Here is a 23793-nt window from a genome sequence, read left to right on the forward strand (position 1 = left end):
GGACGAGCGGGGCGTCGCGATCACGTGCGAAGTGCCGGGAGGCCCTGGCGCATTCTCGGCGCGCGCACGGGCGCTCACGCAGAACACCACGCGCGAGGTCGAGGCGCTGCATTACCGGCAGTCTTTCAGCGACGAGGAGTTCGACCCGAAGAACCCGGAGCACGTGCAGCGGGTGAACGATCTCGGCTATCAGCTCGCGAAGAAGATGCATCCGGATTCCGACTGCCTCGTGGTCAGTCATGTGGATGGGCGGGGAAAGAAGCCGCACAATCATATTTTGGTTCTCAATCACAACAACCGTACGGGTAAGGCGCTCTCGGACTATCGCACGTTCCACGACCGCAAGGCCGGGAATCAGAAAGGCGTGCAGTCGGCGAACGACGAGCTGATGCGCGAGCACGGGCTCTCGGTCGTGAAGCGGCTGGAGCGCGTGCCGAAGGACTGGGAGCTGCGCCGCGAGGACTTCGCCGAGGGGTCGCTCGACCGCGAGATGGGCGACCGGATGAGCGCGGCGCTGGCAGATCCCCGCGCGGTGGACAAGGCCGGTCTCGAAGCGGTGATCGAGGAGCAGAACCAGCAGCTCGTCGATGACGGGGAGCGGGTGCCGCGGATGCGGCTGCACAGCCCCGTCAGCAAGAAGGGCAAGCGCGCCGGTCAGGAGACCTGGACGCTCTAGATCGAGGACCGCCGCGGCGAGTCCGGGCGTGCCGAGCGCCGCAAACGCACGAGCGCACTCTCGGCGGACTTCACCCCGGAGGGCGCGCAGGCGTTCTTCGACTACCACCAGCAGCAGAAGGAGCAGGAACATGAGCGCAGCACTCGACAGGCTGAAGCAGCAGAACGGGCCCGTGCAGTCGCCGCAGCCGCTCGGCAGTCCGGAGACGATGGAGGCGTTGACCTCGATCCTCACCGCCGTCGAGGCGCAGAACGCGAGGCTCGACCGGCTGGCCGAGCAGCAGAAGAAGCTCGCGGGGTTCGTGAAGGTCATGGACGAGGAGACGACGAGGCGGCTGGAGCGGATCACGACCCCGGCGTCGACCTCCTCGCCCTCCAGCGACGTGTCCGCGAGGATCGCGAGTATCGAGAGCAGGCAGAACGAGATCGCGAGCACGCTCGGCGAGTTCGCGCAGAGTCTCAACGGCGAGAGCTTGAACGCCGCGTCGCGAACCTTGGTCGCGGAGGCGCAGAAGAATCGCGCGGCTACGGCCTCGGCGATTGAGGGTCTGAAGGTGCAGGCCACAACGAACCAGAAGCTTGTGAGCCAGGTCGGCGGCGCGGTGCAGCGGATCGAGAAGCGGACTGAGGAACGGGTCGAGAAGGCCGTCGAGCAGGTCGCCGGGGAGGCCTCGGCCACGATGACCGCGAACCTCGACGCCTCGAACGAGCGCGCCGAGCGGATGATGGCGGCGACGGCGAAGCTCGAAGCGCGTCAGCTCTGGTCGGCCGCCGCTGCGATGTGCCTCGCCCTGCTGCCGGTGGTCGTGGTCGTCGCCGGGCTCTGGATGGGCATCGCCGGTCTCATCACGGGCGCTCAGTGGGCGCTCGACGTGGACGGGCGCATCTGGCTCGGCATCGGGCGCTGGCTCGTGGTCTCCGTGGGTCTCGCCGGGGCCGGATACGGGCTCTTCGCGTCCGTCCGCTCGGCAGCCGGTCTCGTGGAGACGTGGAAGGGTCGCGGGGTGCCGAAGTGGCCGAGGTGGCGATGATGGCTGGATCCGCTCGAGCTACCGGTTCCGATCAGCGGTCGAAGGATTCTCGCAGCAGCCGGTCCTGCGGCCTCGGTGCCGCCGCCCTAACCTGACGAGCATCCCCGCCGTGACGGCCATCACGACGGCGATCCCGGCACCGATGATCCAGGGGTTACCGAGGAGCCCACCGACGCCCGCGAGTGCTCCGCCCGCCGCGATGAGCGGCAGGCCGCAACAGAGCAGCAACGGAAGCGCGCAGCATGCCAGCAAGAGCAGTCCGGTCCCTGCAGCGACGACGGGACCGGCGCGCCGTTCGTCGCGGTCCTGATCGGCGCTCGTCGTCTGCACCTCTTCAGGATGAGATCTCCCCGATTGCCTGCGCTGCCGGTCATGCGCAGCACGACAGCAGCGACGGGTCGGTGGTGAAGGCCTTCGCGGCGATCCGGATGCCCTCGGCCATCGTCAGGTAGGGAGCCCAGGCGTCGGCGATCTCGGCGACGGTCTTGCCGAGCACGTGGACACCGGCGGCGGCGAGCTCTCCGGCGTCCTTGGCGACGGCGGTCAGGCCGAGGATCTCGTTCGTGTCGGCGTTCACGACGATCTTGATGAACCCGCGGGTGTCGCGGTTGACCAGCGCGCGGGGCACGTGGTGCAGCGGCAGGACGCGGCAATCGCAGCGGATCCCCGCAGCAAGCACTTCCTTCTCGGTCATCCCGACCGCTCCGATCGCGGGCCCGGTGAACGTCACCCGCGGCAGGCGGGAATAGTCGACGGCACGATCGGCGTCGGCGAACGCGTTCTCGGCGACGAGGGTGCCGTGGTGGGCGGCGACGTAGACGAACTCGGGGTGCCCGGTCACGTCGCCCGCGGCCCAGATCCGCGGGTTCGAGGACCGCAGCCGGTCGGAGACGACCACCTCGCCGGAGTCCCCGGTCTTCACCCCGACCGCATCGAGGTTCAGGCCATCGGTGACGGGACGGCGTCCGAGGGCGACGAGCACCTGCTCGGCGCGGAACTCCTGCGAGTCGCCGGACACGTCGGCGGTCACGACGGCCTCGCCTCCCGTGCCGCGGGAGACCCGGGTGGGCACCACGCGGCGGACGACGCGGATGCCTTCGTCGGCGAACGCCTCCTGAAGCGCCTTGGACACCTCCGGCTCCTCCTTCGAGGCGAGCCGGGACCGCACCAGCAGCGTGACCTGCGAGCCGAGGCGAGCGAACAGCTGCGCCTGCTCCAGGGCGACGTAGCCGCCGCCGAGCACCAGCAACGACTCAGGAACCTCAGCGAGTTCCATTGCCGTGGTCGAGGTCAGGTACCCGGTCTCCTCCAGGCCGTCGATCGGCGGAGCCCACGGGCGAGAACCAGTCGCGACCAGGAAGTGGTCGGCCTCGATGGTCTCGACCGTCCCGTCGCCGGCGATGATCTCCAGTACCGGGGCGTCTGGGCCGCCGGCGAACGATGCATCGCCGCGGCGGACCTGCCAGCCGTAGGAGTCGGCGACGTCGGCGTACTTCTCGCCGCGCAGCGACTCGACCAGCGCCTGCTTCCCGGCGATCAGCGCAGGCATGTCCACTGTCTCAGCCGTCGCCGCGATCCCCGGGAACCGGCCTGAAGCGTCGGCGGCGACGTGACGGGTGTCGGCAGCGGCGATGAGGGCCTTCGACGGCACGCAGCCGGTGTTCACGCAGGTGCCGCCGAGCGTCCCGCGCTCGATCATCACCACCGACTTGCCGAGCGTGGTCGCACGGATGGCGGCGGCGAATGCTCCGCCTCCGGATCCGATGATGGCGAGGTCGTACTTGGTAGGCATCGCTGCTCCTGTCAGTCCTTGGCTTTCTGCTCTGTCTCAGCCATACTGGACCTTCCAGTGCAGGGGAAGGTCAAGCCTGCTCCTGCCGAACGATCGGAGGCCGCGATGCGCATCGGAGAACTCGCCGAACGCGCGGGCACCACGGCGAAGACGCTCCGCTTCTACGAGGGGCAGGGGCTGCTTCCGCCGGCCGAGCGCACGCAGTCCGGCTATCGCGACTACGCACCCGAGACGGTCGCCCGGATCGACTTCGTCCACCGCGGCCAGGCCGCGGGCCTCACCCTCGCCCAGATCCGCCAGATCCTCGACATCCGCGACGGCGGCCATGCGCCCTGCGAGCACGTGCGCGACCTGCTTGACGTGCGCCTCGCTGAGATCGAGCAGCAGATCGCGCAGCTCTCCGTGCTGCGCGACACTATCGCGGACCTCAGACAGGACGCCGCGCACCCGGACCCTGAAACGTGCAGCACCGATCAAGTGTGTAGGTACTTGTAGACGACGGTAGCCAATGACTCCAACGCTACAACCCCGATATGCGCTAGCCGTACCCGCTCCACACCGAGCTGTCGGTCACCCAGCGGTACCGGTTCACCGGGTCCTTCAGGGTCGTCAGCTCGCCGCCGCGCACGGTGATCACCCGGTGCTCGAAGGTGTGCGCCCCGGCGCTGGTCATGAGCACCAGCTCGTAGCCGGCGACCCCGTCGATCCGGGCCGCCCCGTAGAAGGGGTTCTCCGTCGCGATGTGCGCCGAGATCGGCGTGCGGGTGGACATGACCTCGCCGGTGGCGGTGACCACCCGCAGACCCACCGAGCTGGACCAGCGGCCGTGCACGGCGACGGAGTCGCGCTGGCCGTCGCCGTCGACGTCGGCGCGGGAGACGATCTCGCAGCCGCTGATCCCGCTGCACGCGTCGTCGCTGGTCGTGGTGCTCGCCTGGGCGCTCGGCATCCCGGCGAGCAGGGTGGCGGCCGCCCCGATGGTGGCCAGTGCGGTGGTGCGGCGTGCTGCGGACATCTCGATCCCCTGTCTCCTCGCGACTCCCCTGCGGCGTCGCACACCCGAGGACGCCGTACCCCAGGACCTGGTTCGGACACGGTTCGGTCTCGCCCCTTCGTGCCGGTCCGTGCGCCGGCTTCTTCGCAGGTCACGACCACGCCACACCCGCCGGAACCCGCCCCTCCCACCAGGCCGGGATGCGAGGATGACCCGGACGAAGGGGGTGTTGCCGTGCACCGTGCACGGACGGCGGGCATGGTGCTCGCCCTGACCGCGACCCTCGTCGCCGCATGCTCGCGCGACGTCGCGGTGGAGCCGACGACACCGACCGGCAGCACCGCCGGGGCGACCTCGACGGCCACGCCGACCGGCTCGGGCAGCAACGCCGGGAGCGGATCCAGCACCGCCGACGGAACCTCGAGCACCGTCGGCCCCGCGGACGTCCCGGACACCCTCCGGGTCGGCATCTCCTTCTCATCCCCCGGCATCGGCGAGCGCAGCAACGGCCGCACCACCGGCCTCGACGCCGATGTGGCCCGCTACGTCGCCCAGGCCATCGGCGCCGACCAGGTCTCCTTCGTCAACGCGCTGCCGAACCAACGCGAGACGCTGCTGGAGACCGACCAGGTCGACATGGTCGTCTCGTCCTACTCGATGACGCCGGAGCGGGCGCAGCGGGTGACCTTCGCCGGGCCCTACCTCAACACCGGGCAGGACCTGCTGGTCTCCGAGCGCAGCGCCGTCCGCGGCCCCGAGGACCTGCTCGGCTTCACCATCTGCGCCGCCGAGGGCTCGACCTCCACCAGCGAGCTCGTCGACGACTACCCAGGGCTGCACGTCGTGCTGCGCCCCACCGTCGACGCGTGCGTGGACATGCTCATCCGGGGAGAGGTCAAGGCGGTGACCTCTGACGCCGCGATCCTCGCCGGGTACGCCCGCATCTCTCGCGAGCCGAACCAGCTGCTGCTGGCCGGGCAGCCCTTCACCACCGAGCGGTGGGGCATCGCCCTGCCGAAGGGGGACGTCGCGCTCTGCCAGGAGGTGACGACCGCGCTGCGCCGGATGATCAGCAGCGGCGCCTGGGAGGAGGCGGTCGAGGACCACCTCGGCGAGAGCACCCGGATCAGCGGGACGACGCTGCAGCCACCGATGCTCGGTTCGTGCGCGGCCCGCGAGGCGAGCGCCAGCTCCAGCTCGAGCTCCAGCAGCGCCTCCGCCAGCAGCGCCAGCTCGAGCGCGGCGAGCTCCAGCGCCTCCAGCAGCGTCTCGGCCAGCCGGTCGAGCGCCAGCGCGAGCCGCGCCGCCGAGAGCGCGAGCAGCAGCGACGGCTCCGGGAGCGACTGAGAGACCTCAGGGACCGGCGGAGCGGCCGAGAGACCGTCCGCGACATCCTGGTGACCCGGGAGAACGACGACGGCCCCGGAGATGCCGGAGACATCTGCGGGGCCGTGCGGGTGGCTCCCCCGGTTGGACTCGAACCAACAACCCTCCGGTTAACAGCCGAATGCTCTGCCAATTGAGCTACAGGGGATCGCGCCGTGACGCGACGGACACCATAGCAAGAGAAGCCGGACAGCCCGTAATCAGTTCGCGCCCATGTCGAGGCGTCCGGCAGCCGCTCCGCTCAGCGGTGGTCAGGGGTCCAGGCCCACCTGCTCGGCCAGCGACAGCGCCACCCGCTCGGTCTCGGCGACGAGCTCGGGATCGTCCGGGTCGCACCCCTTCCCGACGATGGTCTGCGCGAGGAAGGCGCCGCTGGAGAGATCCTTGCGCAGCACCACCCGGGCCCGACGCGACCGGTCGAGGGAGACCTCCTCGCTGAGGACGACCGAGCTCTGCACCCGGTCGTGGAAGGCCCCGGGCACCCGACCGGGGCTGTCCAGACGCCAGGTGGCGGCCGGGTGCGGATCCACCCAGGAGACCCGCAGGTGTCCCTGGCCGTCCCAGCCGCCGGTGTCGACCAGGTGCCAGGGGCGCCCACCCTCCGGCAGGCCGGGGGCGAGCAGGCGTCGGGTGGTCACGACGAGCACGCCGTCGTCGGTGGTGGCGGTGGCGAGCACGCGCTCGCCGTCGGCGAGGTCCAGCCCGGCCGGCGGGTCGGGCTCGGCGGTCCGGCGCAGCCGATCGCGCAGTCCCATCAGCCGACCTCCTCGCGCAGCGCTGCGCGCTCGCGCTCCCACTCCTGCAGCTGGCGGGAGAGGGTGCGCAGCTGCTCCTGGTCCGCCTCCGGGTCGACCGCCAGGCGGCGCATCGTCGCCATGGCGTCGTTGATCCGGCGGCTCACCGCGACCTCCCGGACCCGCCGCAGCAGCGACTCGGTGTAGCTCGCCGGCGGCAGCCCGGTGGCGGTGTCATGACGCACCGGCAGCGGGTCGACGCTCAGCTCGGCCACCAACGGGTGCACGGTCAGCGGAGCGGCGTCGTTGACCCGGCCGTGCCAGCCGGCCAGGGTCTCGCCCTGCGCCAGCGGCCCCACGCCGCGGACCGCCTCGAGGACCACCCGGTGCGCCGGCGCGGCCATCCCGGCCGGGTCGACGAGATCGAGGTCCGCCCCGGAGAAGAGCGAGGGGTGCTGCAGGATCGACTGCAGCAGCTGCCGCTCGGCCCGCACCACCGGGTCGGACAGGTCGGGCGCCGGCACCCCGGTCGCCGCCTCGCCGGCGCTGGGCTCGGGCACGTCCGCATCCGACGGGTGGGGCCGGGCAGGCTCGGCATCCTGCGCGGACAGGCGCCCGGCGCGCTGGGTGGCGTCGCGCATCTGCTCGACGGTCACCCCGATCCAGCCGGCGACGGTGCGGATGTACTCCGGCCGCAGCGAGGAGTCGCGGATGCTGTTGATGATCGGCGCGACCGCCCCCATCCCCTGCACCCGGCCCTCGGCGGTGGCCAGGTCGAAGCGGTCCAGGGTGGTGCGCACCGCGAACTCGAACATCGGCACCGCCGACCCGACGAGGTCGCGGACCGCGGCGTCGCCCTCGCGCAGCCGCAGGTCGCAGGGGTCCATCCCGTCGGCGGCCACCGCCACGAAGCTCTGGCTGGCCCACTTGTCGTCGTCGGCGTAGGTCTTCATCGCCGCCTTCTGGCCGGCGGCGTCACCGTCGAAGGTGAAGATCACCCTCGCCGGGCTCAGCCCGGCCTCGTCGCGCATCATCCGGCGCAGCACCTTGATGTGCTCGGCTCCGAAGGCGGTACCGCAGGTGGCCACGGCGCCCTCGATGCCGGACAGGTGCGCGGCCATGACGTCGGTGTAGCCCTCGACGACCACCGCCCGGCGCTCGGCGCTGATCGCCTTCTTCGCCAGGTCGAGGCCGTAGAGCACCTGGCTCTTCTTGTAGATCGGGGTCTCGCTGGTGTTGAGGTACTTCGCGGCGATCCGGTCGTCGTCGAAGAGCCGGCGGGCGCCGAAGCCGACGGTGTCGCCGGTGGTGTCCCGGATCGGCCAGACCAGCCGCCCGCGGAAGCGGTCGTAGATGCCGCGCGACCCCCGGCCGCACAGCCCGCCGGTGGTGAGCTCGTCGTCGGTGAACCCCTTCTCCCGCAGGTGCCGGGCCAGCTCCTCGCCGCCGCGGGGCGCGAAGCCGATCCCGAAGTGCTCCGCCTCGGGCCGGGCGAACCCGCGCTCGCGCAGGAAGTCCCGGCCGGCGCGGGCGTCCGGGCCGTCGACGAGGCGGTGGTGGTAGTACTCGGCGGCGGCACGGTGCGCCTCGATGAGCCGCGAGCGCCGACCGATCCCCTCCCCCTGGCGGGGACCGCCGCCCTCCTCGTAGCGCAGCTCCATCCCGAGCTTGGCGGCCAGGCGCTCCACCGACTCGGTGAAGGTGAGGTGATCGACGGCCTGGACGAAGGCGAGCACGTCGCCCCCTTCGCCGCAGCCAAAGCAGTGGTAGCGCCCGACGCTCTCCCGGACGGTGAAGGAGGGGGTCTTCTCGTCGTGGAAGGGGCACAGCCCCTTCATCGAGCCCACCCCGGCGGGGCGGAGGGTGACGTGCTCGCGCACGACGTCGGTGATCGAGGTGCGCTCCTTGACGGTCTGCACGTCCTCCGCGCGGATCCGGCCGGCCACGTCTCACCTCGCCCTCGTCGGTCCCTGGTCCGGTGCCGAGTCTAGGCGGCGCGGCAGACGGCGGAGCGGCGAGTCGTCCTCAGCGCACCCGCGCGTGCAGCGCCAGCGCCCGCACGTCGGTCAGCGACGCGACCTGGTCGACCACCACCCGGCGCCGGGCTGCGGTGGTCGTCGCAGCAGCGAGGTCGGCCCGCAGCGCCGGGTCCAGCCGGGCCTCGGGGTCCGCGCCGAACCACTCCAGCAGGTCGTCGATCACGGCCCGCTGGTGCACGTAGACCTCGACCCGCTCCTCGGCCTGCATGACGAAGTGGGCGGCGACCCCCTTCAGCACCGCCACCTCGGCCCGGCTCTCCGGCGGCACCACGAGGGAGGCCGCGTAGCGGGTCAGCGGGCCGGAGCCGTACCGCTCCCGGGTGGCAACCTCGGCGGCGTGCACGAAGCGCCCGATGAGCCGGGAGGTCATGTCCTTCAGCCCGGCCAGCGACGCCCGGGTGGCGTCGAACTCGCGCGGCACCAGCTGCTGCCCGGCCAGCCGGGCCAGCGCCGCCTCCACCTCCGGCTCGCTCAGGTCGGGCGCGTACTCCTGCCGGGCCACCCGCAGCACCTCGCCGGCCCGCCGGTCGTCGCGCAGCAGCGCCGGGTCCAGGTGACCGGAGGCGATGGCGTCCTCGACGTCGTGCACCGAGTAGGCGACGTCGTCGGACCAGTCCATGACCTCGGCCTCGAGGCAGCGCACCCCCGCCGGCGCGCCCTCGCGCAGCCAGTCGAAGACCGGACGGTCGTCGCCGTAGGCCCCGTGCTTGGGGCCCGGACGGGGGCCTTCCCCCTTCGTCCAGGGGTACTTGGTGGCCGCGTCCAGGCTGGCCCGGGTGAGGTTCAGCCCGGCCGGGCGCCCGTCGGGGTGCACCCGCTTGGGCTCCAGCCGGGTCAGCAGCCGCAGGGTCTGGGCGTTCCCCTCGAAGCCGCCGATGTCGGCCGCCGCCCGGTCCAGCGCCGCCTCACCGTTGTGCCCGAAGGGGGGATGGCCCAGGTCGTGCGCGAGGCAGGCGACCTCGACGACGTCGCCGTCGCAGCCCAGCGCGCCACCGAACTCGCGCCCGATCTGGGCCACCTCGAGGGTGTGGGTGAGCCGGTTGCGCACGAAGTCGTCGCTGGCCGGCTGCACCACCTGGGTCTTGGCGGCCAGGCGGCGCAGCGCCGCCGAGTGGATCAGCCGGCCCCGGTCACGGGCGAAGTCGTCGCGGTCCGCCCGCTTGTGGACCGGGTCTTCTCCCGCCCAGCGCGCCCGGTCGGCCTCGGTGTAGGTCACGGTCCCCGAGACTACGGCCCGGGCTCAGAGCCCGTCCTGCGCGGCCCGTGCCCGGGAGACCCAGGCAGGGGCTGCGTCCTCACGACCCGCCCCCGCCATCCGCCCCTCCTGGCAGGCGGCCAGCAGCTCGGTCATCCGCCGCTCGCGGGTGACCTCCCGCTTGGCCTGCATCACCCAGGCCGCGCTGGAGCGGCGGTAGCCGGGGGTGGCCGCCCGCCAGAAGGCGCTCGCCCGCGGATCCCGCGCGAGCCGGTCCAGGTACTCGGGCGCCAGCTCGGTGACCCGCTCGTAGCTGTAGGTGCCGGTCCGGTCGTCACGGCGGCGGGCGAAGGCCGCCTCGCCCGCGGGGTGCATCAGCCCCTCTTCGCGCAGCCGCTCGGCGTGGTCGAGGTTGACCTGGCTCCACGTGCTGCCCGGGCGTCGCCGGGTCCAGCGCTGCCGCCGCCGGTCCTCGTCCACCGGCTGAGAGAGGGAGTCGATCCAGCCGAAGCACAGGGCCACCGGCACGGCCTCGGCCCAGGTCAGCCCCCGCTCGGCGACATGCTTCTGACGCAGCTCCATCCACAGCTCGTCGGCGCTGTCGTGGTGCTCCTCGAGCCAGGTCCAGAACTCGTCGGCGTCGGCGAAGAAGACGGCCGGGCGCTCTTCGGAACCGCCGGGTGACCCCGACCGCCGCGCCCCGCCCCTGCTCATCTCAGCCGCCCGATACCGACAGCTCTGCCTGGGCGACGTCCGCCCGCTGGGTCTCGTCGAGGTCGCGGCTCTGCAGCCACCGCTCGGGCAGCGCGACCGTCCGAGGAGAACCGGCCCGACCTCGCGGCCCCTCGGCGGGGTCACCGGGCCAGGGGGTGTCCGGGTCGAGGGTGGCGATGAGGTCGTCGAGCGCGGCCAGGGAGTCCACCAGGGCCAGCCGGTTGCGGACCTGCGAGCCGGCCGGGAAGCCCTTGAGGTACCAGGCGATGTGCTTGCGGATCTCGCGGCAGGCGCGCAGCTCCTCGCCGAAGAAGTCGGTGAGGTACTCGGCGTGCCGACGCAGGGTCTCGGCGACCTCGCCGAGGGTGGGCCGCACCCGCACCTGCTGCCCGGCGAAGGCGGCCGCGAGGTCGGCGAAGAGCCACGGCCGGCCCAGGCAGCCGCGCCCGACGACCACGCCGTCGCAGCCGGTCTGCTCGACCATGGCGAGCGCGTCCTCGGCCGACCAGATGTCCCCGTTGCCGAGCACCGGGACGGTGGTGATGGTCTGCTTGAGCAGCCGGATCGCTGCCCAGTCGGCCTGGCCGGAGTAGGCCTGCGAGGCGGTGCGGCCGTGCAGGGCGACCGCGACGACCCCTTCGTCGACGGCGGCCTGGGCGGCCTCGAGGTAGGTGAGGTGCTCGTCGTCGATGCCCTTGCGCATCTTCACGGTGACCGGGACGTCCCCCTTCGCGCCCTCGGTGACGGCGGCGGAGACGATGGCGCGGAAGAGATCCCGCTTCCACGGCAGCGCCGCGCCACCGCCCTTGCGGGTCACCTTGGGGACCGGGCAACCGAAGTTGAGGTCGATGTGGTCGGCGCGGTCCTCGTCGACGAGGATGCGCACCGCGGCCGCCGTCGTCGCCGGGTCCACCGAGTAGAGCTGCACGCTGCGCGGGTGCTCCTCGGGTCCGTGCTCGAGCAGCCGCATCGTCTCGGGGCTGCGCTCGACGAGGGCACGCGAGGTGACCATCTCGTTGACGTAGAGGCTGCTGGCGCCGCTGATCCCGGCCGCGGCCAGACCGGCGGAGCCGGACTCGCGGCACAGGCGACGGAAGGCGCGGTTGGTGATCCCGGCCATCGGGGCCAGCACGACCGGGGAGTCGATCGTGTGTCGTCCCAGACGCAGCGGCGGCAGGACCGGGTGGGTGCTCGACGGGGCGTCGGGCAGGGTGGCGATGCTCATGACCGCTCAATCATCCCACCGTCTGTCCACCCCCGCGACCACCGGTTGCGTCTGCGCAGCAGGCTCGCCCGGCCCGGTCGACGTCCGCGCAGGTCACCGCCTCACGGGACCGGCGACGGTGGCGCTCAGGCCAGCGCGGCGCCGTCCAGCTCGGCGAGGAAGGCCTCGATCTCGGCGGCCACCTCGGCGGGATGGGTCATCGGCGCCAGGTGTGTCCCCGGGACGTGGTGGACCTCGTCGTCCGGACGCACCGCGCGGAAGCCGCTCTCCCCCGCGCGGAACTGGTCCAGCCGGCCGTTGACCGCGCGGACCGGGACCGGCACCTGGGCCAGCCGCTCCGGGTCGACGTCGGCCGCCGCCTGCGACCAGGCGTCCGGGATGGCCGCCACCCCGGTGCCGCGACGCACCACCTCGGCGCCGGAGGGCAGCAGCCGCCGCAGGGTCGCCGCATCGACGGCGATGACCACCCGGTCTAGCCCCGGGGTGGACAGCGCCCGCCGCAGCCCGCCGCCGAGCAGCTGGTAGGGCAGCGCCAGCGCCGGTCGTTGACCAGCGGTGGCGCCCAGCAGCATCAGGCCGCGCAGCTCCTCGGCGCCGGCCTGGGCGGCCCAGTCGATCGCCAGCAGCCCGCCGAGGCTGTGCCCGACGACCAGCGGCGGCTCTGCGCAGCCGGCGACCGCCTCGGCGATCGCCGCCACCCCGGCGGCCACGGTGAAGGGTTCGCCGACGCGGGTGCCGTGGCCCGGCAGGTCCGGGGCGTGCACCCGCAGCCGCTGCGGCAGGTGCTCGCGCAGCGGGTCCCAGGCGGCCGCGTTGAGGCGGCTGCCGTGGACGAGCACGAGCTCGGTCATCACCGACGAGCCTCGGTCAGCTGCCGAGCAGCCGCGGCGCCAGCCAGGACTCGACCTGGTCGATGCCGATGCGCTGCTGCTCCATCGAGTCGCGCTCGCGGATGGTCACCGCCTGGTCCTCGAGGGTGTCGAAGTCGACGGTGATGCAGTACGGGGTGCCGATCTCGTCCTGCCGGCGGTAGCGCTTGCCGATCGCCTGGGCGTCGTCGAAGTCGACGTTCCAGTGCCGGCGCAGCCGCTCGGCGAGGTCGCGGGCCTTGGGGCTGAGGTCGGCGTTGCGCGAGAGCGGCAGCACCGCGGCCTTGACCGGGGAGAGCCGGTGGTCGAGGCGCAGCACGGTGCGCCGGTCCACGCCCCCCTTCGTGTTGGGCGCCTCGTCCTCGGCGTAGGCGTCGACGAGGAAGGTCATCAGCGAGCGGGACAGCCCGGCCGCCGGCTCGATGACGTACGGCGTGTACTTCTCCCCCGTCGTCTGGTCGAAGTAGACGAGGTCGGTGCCGGAGTGGCGGCTGTGCGTGCCGAGGTCGAAGTCGGTGCGGTTGGCGATCCCCTCCAGCTCGCCCCACTCGCTCCCGGTGAAGCCGAAGCGGTACTCGATGTCGACCGTGCGCGTCGAGTAGTGGCTCAGCTTGTCCGCCGGGTGCTCGAGGTGCCGCAGGTTCTCCGGGCGGATGCCAAGGTCGGTGTACCAGCGGGTGCGCTCGTCGATCCAGTACTGGTGCCAGTCGGCGTCCTCGCCCGGCTTGACGAAGAACTCCATCTCCATCTGCTCGAACTCGCGGGTGCGGAAGATGAAGTTGCCCGGGGTGATCTCGTTGCGGAAGGACTTGCCGGTCTGGGCGATGCCGAAGGGGGGCTTCTTCCGCGCCGTCTGCATGACGTTGAGGAAGTTGACGAAGATGCCCTGCGCGGTCTCCGGCCGCAGGTAGTGCAGCCCGGACTCGTCCTCGATGACGCCGAGGTAGGTCTTGAGCATCATCTGGAAGTCGCGGGGCTCGGTCCAGCGGCCCTTCGTCCCGCAGTCCGGGCAGACGATCTCGTCCATCGGCACGTCGTCGGGGTCGATCTCCTGCCCCTTCTTCGCCGCCTTGTCCGCGAAGGCCTCCTGGAGGTGGTCCTGCCGGTGCCGCTTGTGGCACTGCAGGCACTCGATGAGCGGGTCGGTGAAGGTCCCGACGTGACCCGAGGCCACCCAGGTCTCGCGCGGCAGGATGATCGAGGAGTCCAGGCCGACGACGTCGTCGCGCTGGGTGACCATGGAGCGCCACCACTGCCGCTTGATGTTCTCCTTCAGCTCCACGCCGAGCGGGCCGTAGTCCCAGGCGGAGCGGGTCCCGCCGTAGATCTCGCCGCTGGGGAAGACGAAGCCTCGGCGCTTGCAGAGGTTGACGACGGTGTCCACGGTGGAGCTGGGCTTGGCCATGCGGGCCAGGCTATCCGGCGCCCAGGGGTGCGCCGAACCGGTGTCCGGCGGCGCCTACCCTGTCCCGGTGACCCGTGAGAGCGCGCCCGAGACCCGCCCCCCGTCCGCGGTGGAGCGGCTGAGCGCACCCGCGGTGCGATGGATCGACTCGCTGCCCCCGGCGGTCCCGGTGGTGACCGTCCTCGCGATGCTCGTCGTCGGGGTGCTGGTCCGCCCGTGGGGCGCGGTGCTGCTCGGGCTGGCCGGCCTCGGTCTGCTCTGGCTGCTGCTCGTCGTGTGGCGCCGGGTCACCCCGGCGGAGCGGCTCATGCGGGTCACCGTGCTGCTCCTCGTGCTCGCGCTGACCCTGGTCACCGCCCTCCCCCGCTGACGTCGGCACGCACCTCTCCGAAGCCCCGCCCCCTTCCCCCGCTGTCCGAAATTGCCCGGGCAGCTGCGCTCGAAGGCACGCAACTGCCCGGGCAGTTGCAGGTGACGGCGAATTTGCCCGGGCAGTTGCAGCTGAGGGCGGGAAACTGCCCGGGCAGTTGCGGAGGGGTGCACAGAGGGTTCCGCCAAGTTGACAACGATTCTCATTCGTAGCGAGACTCGTTCTCATGAACGCTCGACGCCTCGCCGCAGCCCTCGCCGCCCCAGCCTGCGCCCTCTCCCTCGCCGCCTGCGGGGACGACACCGGCACCGCGAGCGACGGCACCGAGCGGCTGCAGCTGGTCACCTCGCTCTACCCGCTGCAGGAGGCGCTGGAGCAGATCGGTGGCGACCACGTCGAGGTCACCAACCTCACCGCGGCGGGAGCCGAGCCGCACGACCTCGAGCTCACCCCGCAGGACGTCCTCACCGTCCAGGAGGCGGACGCGGTCGTCTACCTCTCCGAGTTCCAGCCGGCCGTCGACGACGCAGCCGCCGAGGCCGACGACGCCTACGACGTGCGGGAGGCGGCCGACCTGGACATCGCCGCGGACGCCGAGCATGACCACGAGGGCGAGAGCGAGGAGGAGCACGCCGAGCACGCGGAGGGTGAGCACGCCGAGGAGGGCCACGACCACGGCAGCCAGGACCCGCACTTCTGGCTCGACCCGCAGCACTACGCCGGCGTGGTCGACGCCCTCGGCGAGCACCTGGCGGAGATCGACCCCGAGCACGCCGAGGAGTACCGGTCCGGCGCAGCCGACTTCCGCGCGAGCCTGGAGGACCTCGACACCGAGATGCGGGAGGGCCTCACCGGCTGCGCGCACGACGAGCTCGTCACCGGGCACACTGCCTTCGCCTACCTCGCCGACGCCTACGGCTTCGAGCAGGAGGGGCTCACCGGCCTGACCCCCGAGTCCGAGCCGAGCGCCCAGGAGATGGCCGAGCTCGTCGAGCACGTGCGCGAGCACGACGTGAGCACCATCTACGCAGAGACGCTCGTCCCGACCGACGTGGCCGACACCATCGCCGCCGAGGCGGGGGTCGAGGTCGCCGTCCTCGACCCGATCGAGGGCCTGACCGACAGCTCGGCCGCCGAGGACTACCTCGGTATCATGCGGGCGAACCTGGCGACCCTCCAGGAAGGGCAGGAGTGCGCGTGACCTCTGGACGGTCCGGCGACGGCGCGGGCACCGACCGCCGGGACGGTGGGCCGGGCGCCGCGACCCGTCGGGGCGGGATCTCCGAAGGGGGCGCCGCGCCGGTGCTCAGCCTGCGCCACGCCGCCTTCGGGTACGGCGACCGCACGGTCGTCTCCGAGGTCACCCTGGACGTGGCCCCCGGAGAGGTCGTGGCCGTGCTCGGCCCGAACGGCGCCGGCAAGTCCACCCTGGTCAAGGGGCTGCTCGGGCTCGCCGAGCACACCTCTGGTCAGATGCGTCTCTTCGGCACCCCGGCGGCCGAGCTCGCGGACCGCACGCGCATCGGCTACGTCCCGCAGCGGCACACCCTCACCGCCTCGGTCACCGCCACCGCGGCCGAGATCGTGGGGATCGGCCGGGTCCCGCACATCCCGTGGTGGGCCCCGTGGCGGGCGCTGCAGCGCGAGAACCGCGACATCATCGACGGCGCGCTGGCCACCGTCGGCCTCGCCGAGCACGCCCGCGACGACGTGGCGACCCTCTCGGGGGGTCAGCAGCGCCGCGTGCTCATCGCCCGCGCCCTGGCCGCGCAGCCCGACCTCTTCGTCCTCGACGAACCCACCGCGGGGGTGGACACCGGGAACCAGCAGATCCTCGCCGCGGTCCTCGGCCGTCTGGCGGAGCAGGGCGCCACGCTGCTCATCGTCACCCACGAGCTGGCGCCGCTGGCCGGACTGGTGACCCGGGCGGTCGTGGTCCGCGGCGGCCGGGTGGTCTACGACGGTCCGCCGGACGACCTGCCGGCGCAGGAGCGTGGGGGCGACCACCACCACGACGAGCCACCGGAAAGTCACGAGCGGGCCAGCACCCCGGTGACCATGCTCCCGGAGGTCCGCCCGTGACCGCGCTGCTCAGCCTGGACTTCATGCGCAACGCCCTGCTGGCGGCGCTCCTCGTCGGCATCGCCGCCCCGCTGGTCGGGGTCTTCCTGGTGCAGCGGCGGATGTCCCTCATCGGCGACGGCATCGGCCACGTCGCCCTCGCCGGGGTCGGGGTCGGGGTGCTCACCGGCACCGCCCCCGTCTGGACCGCGCTGGTGGCGGCGGTGCTCGCCGCGCTGGCCATCGAGCTGCTGCGCCACCTGGGCCGGACCAGCGGCGACCTGGCGCTGGCGGTGATGTTCTACGGCGGCATCGCCGGGGGCGTCGTGCTGCTCTCCTGGGCGCCGGAGGGCTCCTCGACCAACCTCACCGGCTTCCTCTTCGGGGCCATCACGACGGTCACCGGGAGCGACCTCGTCGCCTTCGCGGTGCTCGCCGGTCTCGTCGTCCTCGCCGTGGTGCTGCTGCGAGGGCGGCTCTTCGCGGTGGCCCAGGACGAGGAGTACGCGCGGGCGGTGGGCCTGCCCGTGCTCGCGACGAACGTCCTGCTGGCGATCATGACCGCGGTGACCGTGGTCGTCTCCATGCGGGTCATCGGTCTGCTGCTGATCAGCGCGCTGATGATCCTGCCGAACGCCACCGGCCAGATCCTCGGCCGCTCGTTCCGCTCCAGCCTGGCGTGGGCCACGCTCGTCGGGGTGGCCTGCAGCCTCGGCGGTGTCATCCTCTCGTTCTTCGCCGACACCCCGTCGGGCGGAACCATCGTGCTGCTGACCATCGCCGTCTTCGTCCTGGCGTCCCTGCTGCGCTGGGGCGCGGGCGTGCTGCGCCGTGGCCGGCACGCCCCGGCCGAGGCGCACGAGCACGTCCACTGGGAGGACTGCGGCCACCAGGCGGTGCTGCACGGCGACCACGTCGACTACCTCCACGACGGGCACCGGCACGCCGCGCACGGGGACCACTGGGACGAGCACACAGACGATCCGGACGCGCGCACGCTCGACCGCGCCGCGGAGCACACCGACGAGCTCCCCGACGACCGCCGCGACGGACGTGCCGAGGATCGGGAGGAGAGCCGTGGCTGAGAGCACCCGCCGACCGACCCGCCAGCAGAGCGCCATCGCCCGGGAGATGGCCGGCAGCGAGGAGTTCCGCTCGGCGCAGGAGATCCACGCCGCGCTCGTCGCCGGTGGCGACAAGATCGGGCTGGCGACGGTCTACCGGACCCTGCAGTCGCTGGCCACCGACGGCGACCTGGACGTGGTGCGCACCGACGACGGCGAGAGCGCCTATCGCCGCTGCGAGAGCACCCAGCACCACCATCACCTGGTGTGCCGGGAGTGCGGCCGCGCGGTCGAGGTGCAGGGCCCCACGGTCGAGCGCTGGGCGCAGCGGGTGAGCGCCGAGCACGGCTTCGTCGAGGTGGAGCACACCCTGGAGATCTTCGGGCGCTGCGCCGACTGCGCCGGCTGAGCCCGTCAGGAGGTCGGGGTGTCCACCGCTCCCCCGTACCGCCGGTCGCGACGAGCGTAGGTCTCGATGGCCTCCCACAGGTGCCGCCGGTCGTAGTCCGGCCACAGCGTGTCCTGGAAGACCATCTCGGCGTAGGCGCTCTGCCAGAGCAGGAAGTTGCTCGTGCGCTGCTCGCCGCTGGAGCGCAGGAAGAGGTCGACGTCGGGCATGCCCGGCTCGGTGAGGTAGCGGGCGATCGTCCGCTCGTCGATGCCGCTGCCCTTGAGCCGGCCGCGGCGCACGTCCTCGGCGATGGCCCGGGTGGCGTCGACCAGCTCGGAGCGCCCGCCGTAGTTCACGCAGAAGTAGAGGGTGAGGGCGTCGTTGTCCCGGGTCATCTCCTGGGCCGTCTCGAGCTCCTTGATGACCGAGCTCCACAGCCGGGGGCGGCGCCCGACCCAGCGCATCCGCACCCCCCAGGCGTGCAGCTGGTCACGCCGGCGCCGGATGACGTCGCGGTTGAAGCCCATGAGGAAGCGCACCTCCTCCGGCGAGCGCCGCCAGTTCTCCGTGGAGAAGGCGTAGGTCGACAGGTGCGGCACCCCGATCTCGATCGCCCCGGCGACGACGTCGAGCAGCGCCCCCTCACCGGCCTCGTGCCCCTTGGTGCGGGGCAGCCCGCGCTGGTTGGCCCACCGACCGTTGCCATCCATGACGATGGCGACGTGGCCGGGCACGAGCTCGGCGGGCACCGGCGGCGGAGTGGCGCCGGTGGGGTGGGCGAAGGGGGTCTCGTAGGTCATCCGATGCCTCGCAGCGTGGTCGGGGTGGCCGGTGCAGATCCCTGCTCGGTACTGGGCACGCGCGCCTGCGGGTCGAGCGGGTCGAGCGGTGCCGGGCCGGGGCTGGTCGGCCGCGGCTGCACGGAGCGGTCCACGTGCCGCAGCGAGAGGACGCCGCGCTCCAGGTGCCACTGCAGGAAGGCCGCCACCAGGCCGCTGCCCTCGCGCCGGTGACGGGGATCGGAGGCGTCGGCGACGGCCCAGTCCCCGGCGAGCAGCGCCGCGAGCAGGGACATCGTGGCCGGCGCCGGGGCCGCCGATCCGGGGATCCGGCAGGAGGGGCAGAGCGCTCCGCCGGACGCCACGTGGAAGGCGCGGTGCGGCCCCGGGTCGCCGCACCGGGCGCAGTCGTGGAAGCTCGGCGCCCAGCCGGCCACGGCCAGCGCCCGCAGCAGGTAGGCGTCGAGGATGAGGCCGCCGTCGTGCGCGTCGCCGGCCAGCGAGCGCAGCGCGCCGGCCAGCAGCAGGTAGTGCTGGCGGGCCGGCTCGTGCTCCTCGGTGAGCCGGTCGGCCGTCTCGAGGATGGCGGCGGCGGCGGTCCACCGGGTGTAGTCGCGGGCGGCGACGTCGCCCCAGGCGTCCAGCCCGACCGCCTGGGTGACGGTGTCGAGGTTGCGCCCCTCGTAGCACTGCAGGTCGACGTGCATGCCCGGCTCCAGGCGGGCGCCGAAGCGGGAGGTGGTGCGGCGCACCCCCTTCGCCACGGTGCGGATCTTGCCGCGCTCACGGGTGAGCACGGTGATGATCCGGTCGGCCTCACCCAGCTTGTGGGTGCGCAGCACGATGCCGACGTCGCGGTAGAGGGGCACCCTGCCATTGTCCTACGAGCCCGGTGCTGGTCGACATCCGCCACGCGGCGAGGCACCGACATCTCTAGAACATGTGTTCGATCTGCTGCTACCGTGTCGTGCATGGCCGCGCTGCAGACCTCGCTCTTCGACGACGCGCCAGCGCCGACGCTGACGCCGCTGGCACCGACTCGGCACCCGCTCACCCGCGGGGCCTGGGTGGACCTGCAGCCGGGCTGGCTCTCCGGTGGCGACGAGGTCTTCGACCGGCTGCAGCGGGACGTGCCGTGGCAGGCCGAGCGACGGCAGATGTACGACCGGGTGGTCGACGTGCCCCGGCTCACCCGCTTCTACGCCGAGCACGAGCCGCTACCCCACCCGGTGATCACCTCGGCCCGCGACGCGCTCAGCGCGCACTACGCCGACGAGCTCGGGGAGCCCTTCGCCACCGCAGGGCTCTGCCTCTACCGCGACGGCCGCGACTCGGTGGCCTGGCACGGCGACCGGATCGGGCGCAGCCGGGAGCAGGACACGATGATCGCGATCATCTCGCTGGGCGCCGAGCGGGTGCTCGCCTTGCGACCCCGCGACGGCGGCAGCGCCCGCCGCTTCACCCTCGGCCACGGCGACCTGGTCGTCATGGGCGGCTCGTGCCAGCGCACCTGGGACCACGCGGTCCCGAAGGCGAGCGGGGTGAGCGGACCGCGGATCTCCGTACAGCTGCGGGTGCGCGGCGTGCGCTGAGCGCCACCCGCCGCACGGGTGGCGCTCAGCCGCACCGTCTGCGGCGAGCGATATCGCCGCCGCCGTCAGCGTTCGTGGGCCGACGCTCAGCCGGCGCTGGTCTCCTCGAGGGCCGCGTCGCGCTCGGCGCGGTTGACCGCGGAGAGGATCGCCCGCATCGAGGCCTTGACGATGGACTCGTGCAGCCCCACGCCCCACAGCACCCGGTCGCCGATGGCGCACTCCACGTAGGCGGCGGCGCGGGCGTCGCCACCGGCGGACAGGGCATGCTCGGCGTAGTCGAGCACCCGCACGTCGATGCCGATGTCGGCCAGGGCCGCGGTGAAGGCGTCGATCGGACCGTTGCCGCGGCCGCGGAGGGTGATCTCCTGGCCGCCGTCACGCACCACGGCCTCGATCTCGTCCTGGCCGCCGTTCTCGGTGCCGATCAGGGTCGAGCGCACCGGGGTGATCCGGCCCCACGGCTCGGCCGGGCCCTCGCCGTGCAGGTACTCGTCGCTGAAGACCCGCCACAGCTCGCTCGCGCTGACCTCGCCACCGTCGGTGTCGGTCTTGCGCTGGACCACCTGGGAGAACTCGACCTGCAGCCGACGCGGCAGGTCGAGCCCGATCTCGCTCTTGAGCAGGTAGCTGACGCCGCCCTTGCCGGACTGGCTGTTGACCCGGACCACGGCCTCGTAGCTGCGGCCGATGTCGTGCGGGTCGATGGGCAGGTAGGGCACCCCCCAGTCGATGTCGTCGATGCTGGTGCCGGCCGCCTTGGCGCGGCGCTCCATGTCCTCGAAGCCCTTCTTGATGGCGTCCTGGTGGGAGCCGGAGAAGGCGGTGTAGACGAGGTCGCCGCCCCACGGGTGGCGGGGGTGCACCGGCAGCTGGTTGCAGTGCTCCACGGTGCGCCGGATCTCGTCCATGTCGGTGAGGTCCATCTGCGGGTCGATGCCCTGGCTGAAGAGGTTCATGCCGAGGGTGACCAGGTCGACGTTGCCGGTGCGCTCCCCGTTGCCGAAGAGGCACCCCTCGATCCGGTCGGCACCGGCCAGGTACCCGAGCTCGGCGGCGGCCACCCCTTCGCCGCGGTCGTTGTGCGGGTGCAGCGAGACGACGATCGACTCGCGCCGGTCGAGATGACGGGTCATCCACTCGATGGAGTCGGCGTAGACGTTGGGGGTGGCCATCTCCACCGTCGCCGGCAGGTTGATGATCATCTTGTGGTCCGGCGTCGGGTCGATGACGTCGATGACCTCGTTGCAGATCCGGACGGCGAAGTCGAGCTCGGTCCCGGTGTAGGACTCGGGGCTGTACTCGTAGTAGACGTCGGTCTCGGGGACGGTCTCCTCGAGCTTGCGGCACAGCCGAGCGGCCTGCAGCGCGATGTCGACGATGCCGTCCTGGTCGGAGCCGAAGACGACCCGCCGCTGCAGCACCGAGGTGGAGTTGTAGAAGTGGATGATCGCCTGCTTGGCGCCCCGGATGGCGTCGAAGGTGCGCTCGACCAGGTGGTCGCGGGACTGGGTGAGCACCTGGATGGTGACGTCGTCGGGGATGTGCCCGCCGTCGATGAGCTGGCGGCAGAAGTCGAAGTCGGTCTGGCTGGCGCTCGGGAAGCCGACCTCGATCTCCTTGAAGCCCATCCGGACGAGCAGCTGGAACATCGTCAGCTTGCGCTCGGCGTCCATCGGGTCGATGAGCGCCTGGTTGCCGTCACGCAGGTCGACGGCGCACCAGCGCGGCGCGGCGGTCATGACCTGGTCGGGCCAGGTGCGGTCCGGCAGCTCGACGCTGATCTGGTCCTGGAAGGGGACGTACTTGCCGACCGGCATCGCGCTGGCCTGCTGGGGGTGCATCATGCGGATTCTCTCCTCGTCGCTGGGGGTGTCCGGCCGGACAGCACGATCTCCGCGACGAGGTGGGCCAGATCAGGCCTCGCCGCGGCAGCGAAGGAGCAGCATCTCCGTGTGCACGGTCACCACCCTAGCGCGTACCCGTGGCGTGGTGGCGAGGGCATGGCGCGTGACGGGCGTGGGCCTGGCGCGCGTGGGCGGGTGGCGGGCGCGCTACACGTGCCAGGTCACGCCGGTCGAGGTGACGGTGGCGGTGAGGTCGCGCTGATGGACCCGGGTGTGATGTCGCTGGCACAGGAGCGCGGCGTTGGCGACGTCGGTGGCCCCTCCCCTGGACCACCATCGGACGTGGTGGGCGTCGCACCACTGCGCCGGGATCGTGCACCCCGGGTAGGTGCAGCCCTGGTCGCGAAGCCAGATCGCCCGTCGTTGCCCGACCGAGAAGAGCCGTCTGGCCCTCCCGAGCTCGAGCACCTCGCCGGGGCCGCCGAGCACCACCGGCACGACGTCGGCGTCGCAGGCCAGCCGTCGTACCACCCCCGGCGAGAGCACGTCTCCCGTGGCGGTCGTTCCGGCACCGCACCCCTGCTGGGTGGGGCAGCGGGTCGACCCACCGCCGCCGAAACCTCCGGCCGCACCGGCCTGGTCGATCTCCTCGCGCAGCGTGCTCCACGGGAGCGTCACCATGAGCTGGGTTCGCGGGCCTCCCGGCTCGCTGGTCGATGCACTGACGCCTCGGCCCACCACGTCCAGCAGCGCGTCCGCCCGCCGGTGAGCCGCGGTGCGCTCGTCCGGCGCGCCGTCCGCGTCCGGGACCGGCGCGGACAGGGCCGCGACGGCGGCATCGACGATCGCGGCGCCCTCGGGGTCGAGCACGAGCCGGTAGGTGCTCAGCCCGGCTGGCCCGCTGCTCTTGTAGAGCCCTCGCGCCGCTCTCGCCTGACGCTCCTCGGACTCCAGGTCGCGCTCGGGACGCAGCATCCGGCCGGTCCGGACGATCGCCGCCCGCAGCTGCCGACCCGTGAGCCCGGCTCGCCGCTCGCCGCCGTCGTGCCCGGGCCGGTCGTCCCGCGCCGCCTCCAGCAGGATCCGCAGATCGGCGTCGAGCATCTCCGGGTCGGCCACCGGCGCCACCTCGCCCTCGAACCGGACCAGCTGGTCGGCGCTCGCCAGGGAGAAGTCTCCAGCGGCGAACGCCTCGACCACGGACTCCACCGCCGGGCGCACGCCTCGCCGTCCCGCCCCGGCGACCCGCAGGACCCGGGCCACCTCCCTGGGGTCGGGCTGCGGGGCGCGGACGCCCTCGGACAGCGTCACCCAGTCGTGCGGGCTGCGACCGGCCTCGTCGGGGAGGCCACGGGTCACCCCTTCGCGCACCAGCGCCACCTCGACCGCCTCGAGCAGCTGCCGGGCGGTACCGACCAGACCCAACGCCCCGGTCACGTCCCCGTCGAAGAGCTGCCAGCACCGCGAGGCATCACCGGCGGCCAGGGACTCGACCGCAGCGCTCACGGCGGCGAGCACCCCCGTGCCCGAGCCCGCTCCGGAGCCCGAGCCCGCGGCTGCCCGGGGGCCCACCCCTTCGGTAGCCAGCCGATCGGTCGTCGTCGTCATGCATCGATCGTACGTTCGACCA

At 72.5% G+C, this 23793-nt stretch carries 24 protein-coding genes and 1 tRNA gene; 10 read left to right on the forward strand and 15 right to left on the reverse strand.

The window, feature by feature from the left end; genetic code table 11:
* The first annotated feature begins 31 nt into the window (after positions 1 to 31).
* Complete coding sequence (locus BJY28_RS16460) at positions 32 to 676, forward strand: relaxase/mobilization nuclease domain-containing protein (protein ID WP_343037137.1); 645 nt, start codon at positions 32 to 34, stop codon at positions 674 to 676.
* 130 nt (positions 677 to 806) lie between these two features.
* On the forward strand, positions 807 to 1706 hold the full coding sequence (locus BJY28_RS16465) for a hypothetical protein (RefSeq protein ID WP_246313422.1): 900 nt from the start codon (positions 807 to 809) through the stop codon (positions 1704 to 1706).
* 18 nt (positions 1707 to 1724) lie between these two features.
* Here BJY28_RS16465 and BJY28_RS14390 read toward each other — a convergent pair whose 3' ends face one another.
* Positions 1725 to 2036, reverse strand: a complete 312-nt coding sequence (locus BJY28_RS14390; protein WP_006358984.1) for a hypothetical protein — start codon at positions 2034 to 2036, stop codon at positions 1725 to 1727.
* 40 nt (positions 2037 to 2076) lie between these two features.
* Positions 2077 to 3498, reverse strand: coding sequence for a mercury(II) reductase (gene merA, locus BJY28_RS14395; RefSeq protein ID WP_006215442.1), 1422 nt, complete (start codon positions 3496 to 3498; stop codon positions 2077 to 2079).
* A 105-nt stretch (positions 3499 to 3603) separates the two neighbouring features.
* On the opposite strand from merA, the gene BJY28_RS14400 reads away from it, so the two are divergent.
* Complete coding sequence (locus BJY28_RS14400) at positions 3604 to 3993, forward strand: heavy metal-responsive transcriptional regulator (protein WP_006215441.1); 390 nt, start codon at positions 3604 to 3606, stop codon at positions 3991 to 3993.
* A gap of 43 nt (positions 3994 to 4036) precedes the next feature.
* On the opposite strand, the gene BJY28_RS14405 is transcribed toward BJY28_RS14400, so the two are convergent.
* Entirely contained in the window at positions 4037 to 4513 is a 477-nt protein-coding gene (locus tag BJY28_RS14405; protein WP_179463605.1) for a hypothetical protein, read from the reverse strand.
* Between the two features lie 213 nt (positions 4514 to 4726).
* Between BJY28_RS14405 and BJY28_RS14410 the strand changes: the two genes are divergently transcribed.
* Positions 4727 to 5839 carry a transporter substrate-binding domain-containing protein gene (locus BJY28_RS14410; RefSeq protein WP_179463606.1) on the forward strand — a complete coding sequence of 371 codons (1113 nt, stop codon included), beginning with the start codon at positions 4727 to 4729 and terminating at the stop codon, positions 5837 to 5839.
* A 111-nt stretch (positions 5840 to 5950) separates the two neighbouring features.
* Here BJY28_RS14410 and BJY28_RS14415 read toward each other — a convergent pair.
* The 8 genes from BJY28_RS14415 to BJY28_RS14450 all read right to left on the reverse strand — a co-directional run bounded on the left by BJY28_RS14415 (position 5951) and on the right by BJY28_RS14450 (position 14059).
* Positions 5951 to 6026, reverse strand: a tRNA-Asn gene (locus BJY28_RS14415).
* A gap of 103 nt (positions 6027 to 6129) precedes the next feature.
* The gene (locus BJY28_RS14420; RefSeq protein ID WP_179463607.1) at positions 6130 to 6633 is read right to left on the reverse strand and encodes a hypothetical protein; all 504 of its coding nucleotides are present in this window, start codon (positions 6631 to 6633) and stop codon (positions 6130 to 6132) included.
* The gene (dnaG, locus tag BJY28_RS14425; RefSeq protein ID WP_179463608.1) at positions 6633 to 8558 is read right to left on the reverse strand and encodes a DNA primase; all 1926 of its coding nucleotides are present in this window, start codon (positions 8556 to 8558) and stop codon (positions 6633 to 6635) included. Before dnaG ends, BJY28_RS14420 begins: the two co-directional genes overlap by 1 nt.
* Positions 8559 to 8637: 79 nt before the next feature.
* Positions 8638 to 9867, reverse strand: a complete 1230-nt coding sequence (locus BJY28_RS14430) for a deoxyguanosinetriphosphate triphosphohydrolase (RefSeq protein ID WP_179463609.1) — start codon at positions 9865 to 9867, stop codon at positions 8638 to 8640.
* A 24-nt stretch (positions 9868 to 9891) separates the two neighbouring features.
* Positions 9892 to 10560, reverse strand: coding sequence for a YdeI/OmpD-associated family protein (locus tag BJY28_RS16690; protein WP_179463610.1), 669 nt, complete (start codon positions 10558 to 10560; stop codon positions 9892 to 9894).
* A gap of 1 nt (position 10561) precedes the next feature.
* A complete protein-coding gene (gene dusB / locus BJY28_RS14440) occupies positions 10562 to 11785 on the reverse strand; it encodes a tRNA dihydrouridine synthase DusB (protein ID WP_179463611.1) in 1224 nt (407 codons plus the stop codon).
* 125 nt (positions 11786 to 11910) lie between these two features.
* Positions 11911 to 12636, reverse strand: coding sequence for an alpha/beta fold hydrolase (locus tag BJY28_RS14445; protein ID WP_179463612.1), 726 nt, complete (start codon positions 12634 to 12636; stop codon positions 11911 to 11913).
* A 16-nt stretch (positions 12637 to 12652) separates the two neighbouring features.
* Positions 12653 to 14059 carry a glycine--tRNA ligase gene (locus BJY28_RS14450; RefSeq protein ID WP_179463613.1) on the reverse strand — a complete coding sequence of 469 codons (1407 nt, stop codon included), beginning with the start codon at positions 14057 to 14059 and terminating at the stop codon, positions 12653 to 12655.
* A 67-nt stretch (positions 14060 to 14126) separates the two neighbouring features.
* Between BJY28_RS14450 and BJY28_RS14455 the strand changes: the two genes are divergently transcribed.
* From BJY28_RS14455 to BJY28_RS14475, 5 genes are all read left to right on the forward strand, one after another.
* Positions 14127 to 14429, forward strand: coding sequence for a hypothetical protein (locus BJY28_RS14455; RefSeq protein ID WP_179463614.1), 303 nt, complete (start codon positions 14127 to 14129; stop codon positions 14427 to 14429).
* Positions 14430 to 14655: 226 nt separating this feature from the next.
* On the forward strand, positions 14656 to 15630 hold the full coding sequence (locus BJY28_RS14460) for a metal ABC transporter substrate-binding protein (RefSeq protein ID WP_179463615.1): 975 nt from the start codon (positions 14656 to 14658) through the stop codon (positions 15628 to 15630).
* Complete coding sequence (locus BJY28_RS14465; protein ID WP_343037138.1) at positions 15627 to 16511, forward strand: metal ABC transporter ATP-binding protein; 885 nt, start codon at positions 15627 to 15629, stop codon at positions 16509 to 16511. Before BJY28_RS14460 ends, BJY28_RS14465 begins: the two co-directional genes overlap by 4 nt.
* Entirely contained in the window at positions 16508 to 17575 is a 1068-nt protein-coding gene (locus BJY28_RS14470) for a metal ABC transporter permease (protein ID WP_179463616.1), read from the forward strand. The genes BJY28_RS14465 and BJY28_RS14470 overlap by 4 nt, the downstream gene beginning before the upstream one ends.
* On the forward strand, positions 17568 to 17963 hold the full coding sequence (locus BJY28_RS14475) for a transcriptional repressor (RefSeq protein WP_179463617.1): 396 nt from the start codon (positions 17568 to 17570) through the stop codon (positions 17961 to 17963). The genes BJY28_RS14470 and BJY28_RS14475 overlap by 8 nt, the downstream gene beginning before the upstream one ends.
* Before the next feature lie 5 nt (positions 17964 to 17968).
* On the opposite strand, the gene BJY28_RS14480 is transcribed toward BJY28_RS14475, so the two are convergent.
* Both BJY28_RS14480 and recO read right to left on the reverse strand, forming a co-directional pair.
* Complete coding sequence (locus tag BJY28_RS14480) at positions 17969 to 18745, reverse strand: isoprenyl transferase (protein ID WP_179463618.1); 777 nt, start codon at positions 18743 to 18745, stop codon at positions 17969 to 17971.
* Positions 18742 to 19593, reverse strand: a complete 852-nt coding sequence (recO, locus tag BJY28_RS14485) for a DNA repair protein RecO (RefSeq protein WP_179463619.1) — start codon at positions 19591 to 19593, stop codon at positions 18742 to 18744. Before recO ends, BJY28_RS14480 begins: the two co-directional genes overlap by 4 nt.
* A 102-nt stretch (positions 19594 to 19695) precedes the next feature.
* Between recO and BJY28_RS14490 the strand changes: the two genes are divergently transcribed.
* Entirely contained in the window at positions 19696 to 20316 is a 621-nt protein-coding gene (locus BJY28_RS14490; protein WP_179463620.1) for an alpha-ketoglutarate-dependent dioxygenase AlkB, read from the forward strand.
* 86 nt (positions 20317 to 20402) lie between these two features.
* On the opposite strand, the gene leuA is transcribed toward BJY28_RS14490, so the two are convergent.
* Positions 20403 to 22163 carry a 2-isopropylmalate synthase gene (leuA, locus tag BJY28_RS14495; protein ID WP_179463621.1) on the reverse strand — a complete coding sequence of 587 codons (1761 nt, stop codon included), beginning with the start codon at positions 22161 to 22163 and terminating at the stop codon, positions 20403 to 20405.
* Between the two features lie 207 nt (positions 22164 to 22370).
* Positions 22371 to 23771 carry an HNH endonuclease signature motif containing protein gene (locus tag BJY28_RS14500; RefSeq protein ID WP_179463622.1) on the reverse strand — a complete coding sequence of 467 codons (1401 nt, stop codon included), beginning with the start codon at positions 23769 to 23771 and terminating at the stop codon, positions 22371 to 22373.
* Positions 23772 to 23793 lie beyond the last annotated feature (22 nt).

This window comes from Janibacter alkaliphilus, from assembly GCF_013408565.1.
Taxonomy (GTDB): domain Bacteria; phylum Actinomycetota; class Actinomycetes; order Actinomycetales; family Dermatophilaceae; genus Janibacter; species Janibacter alkaliphilus.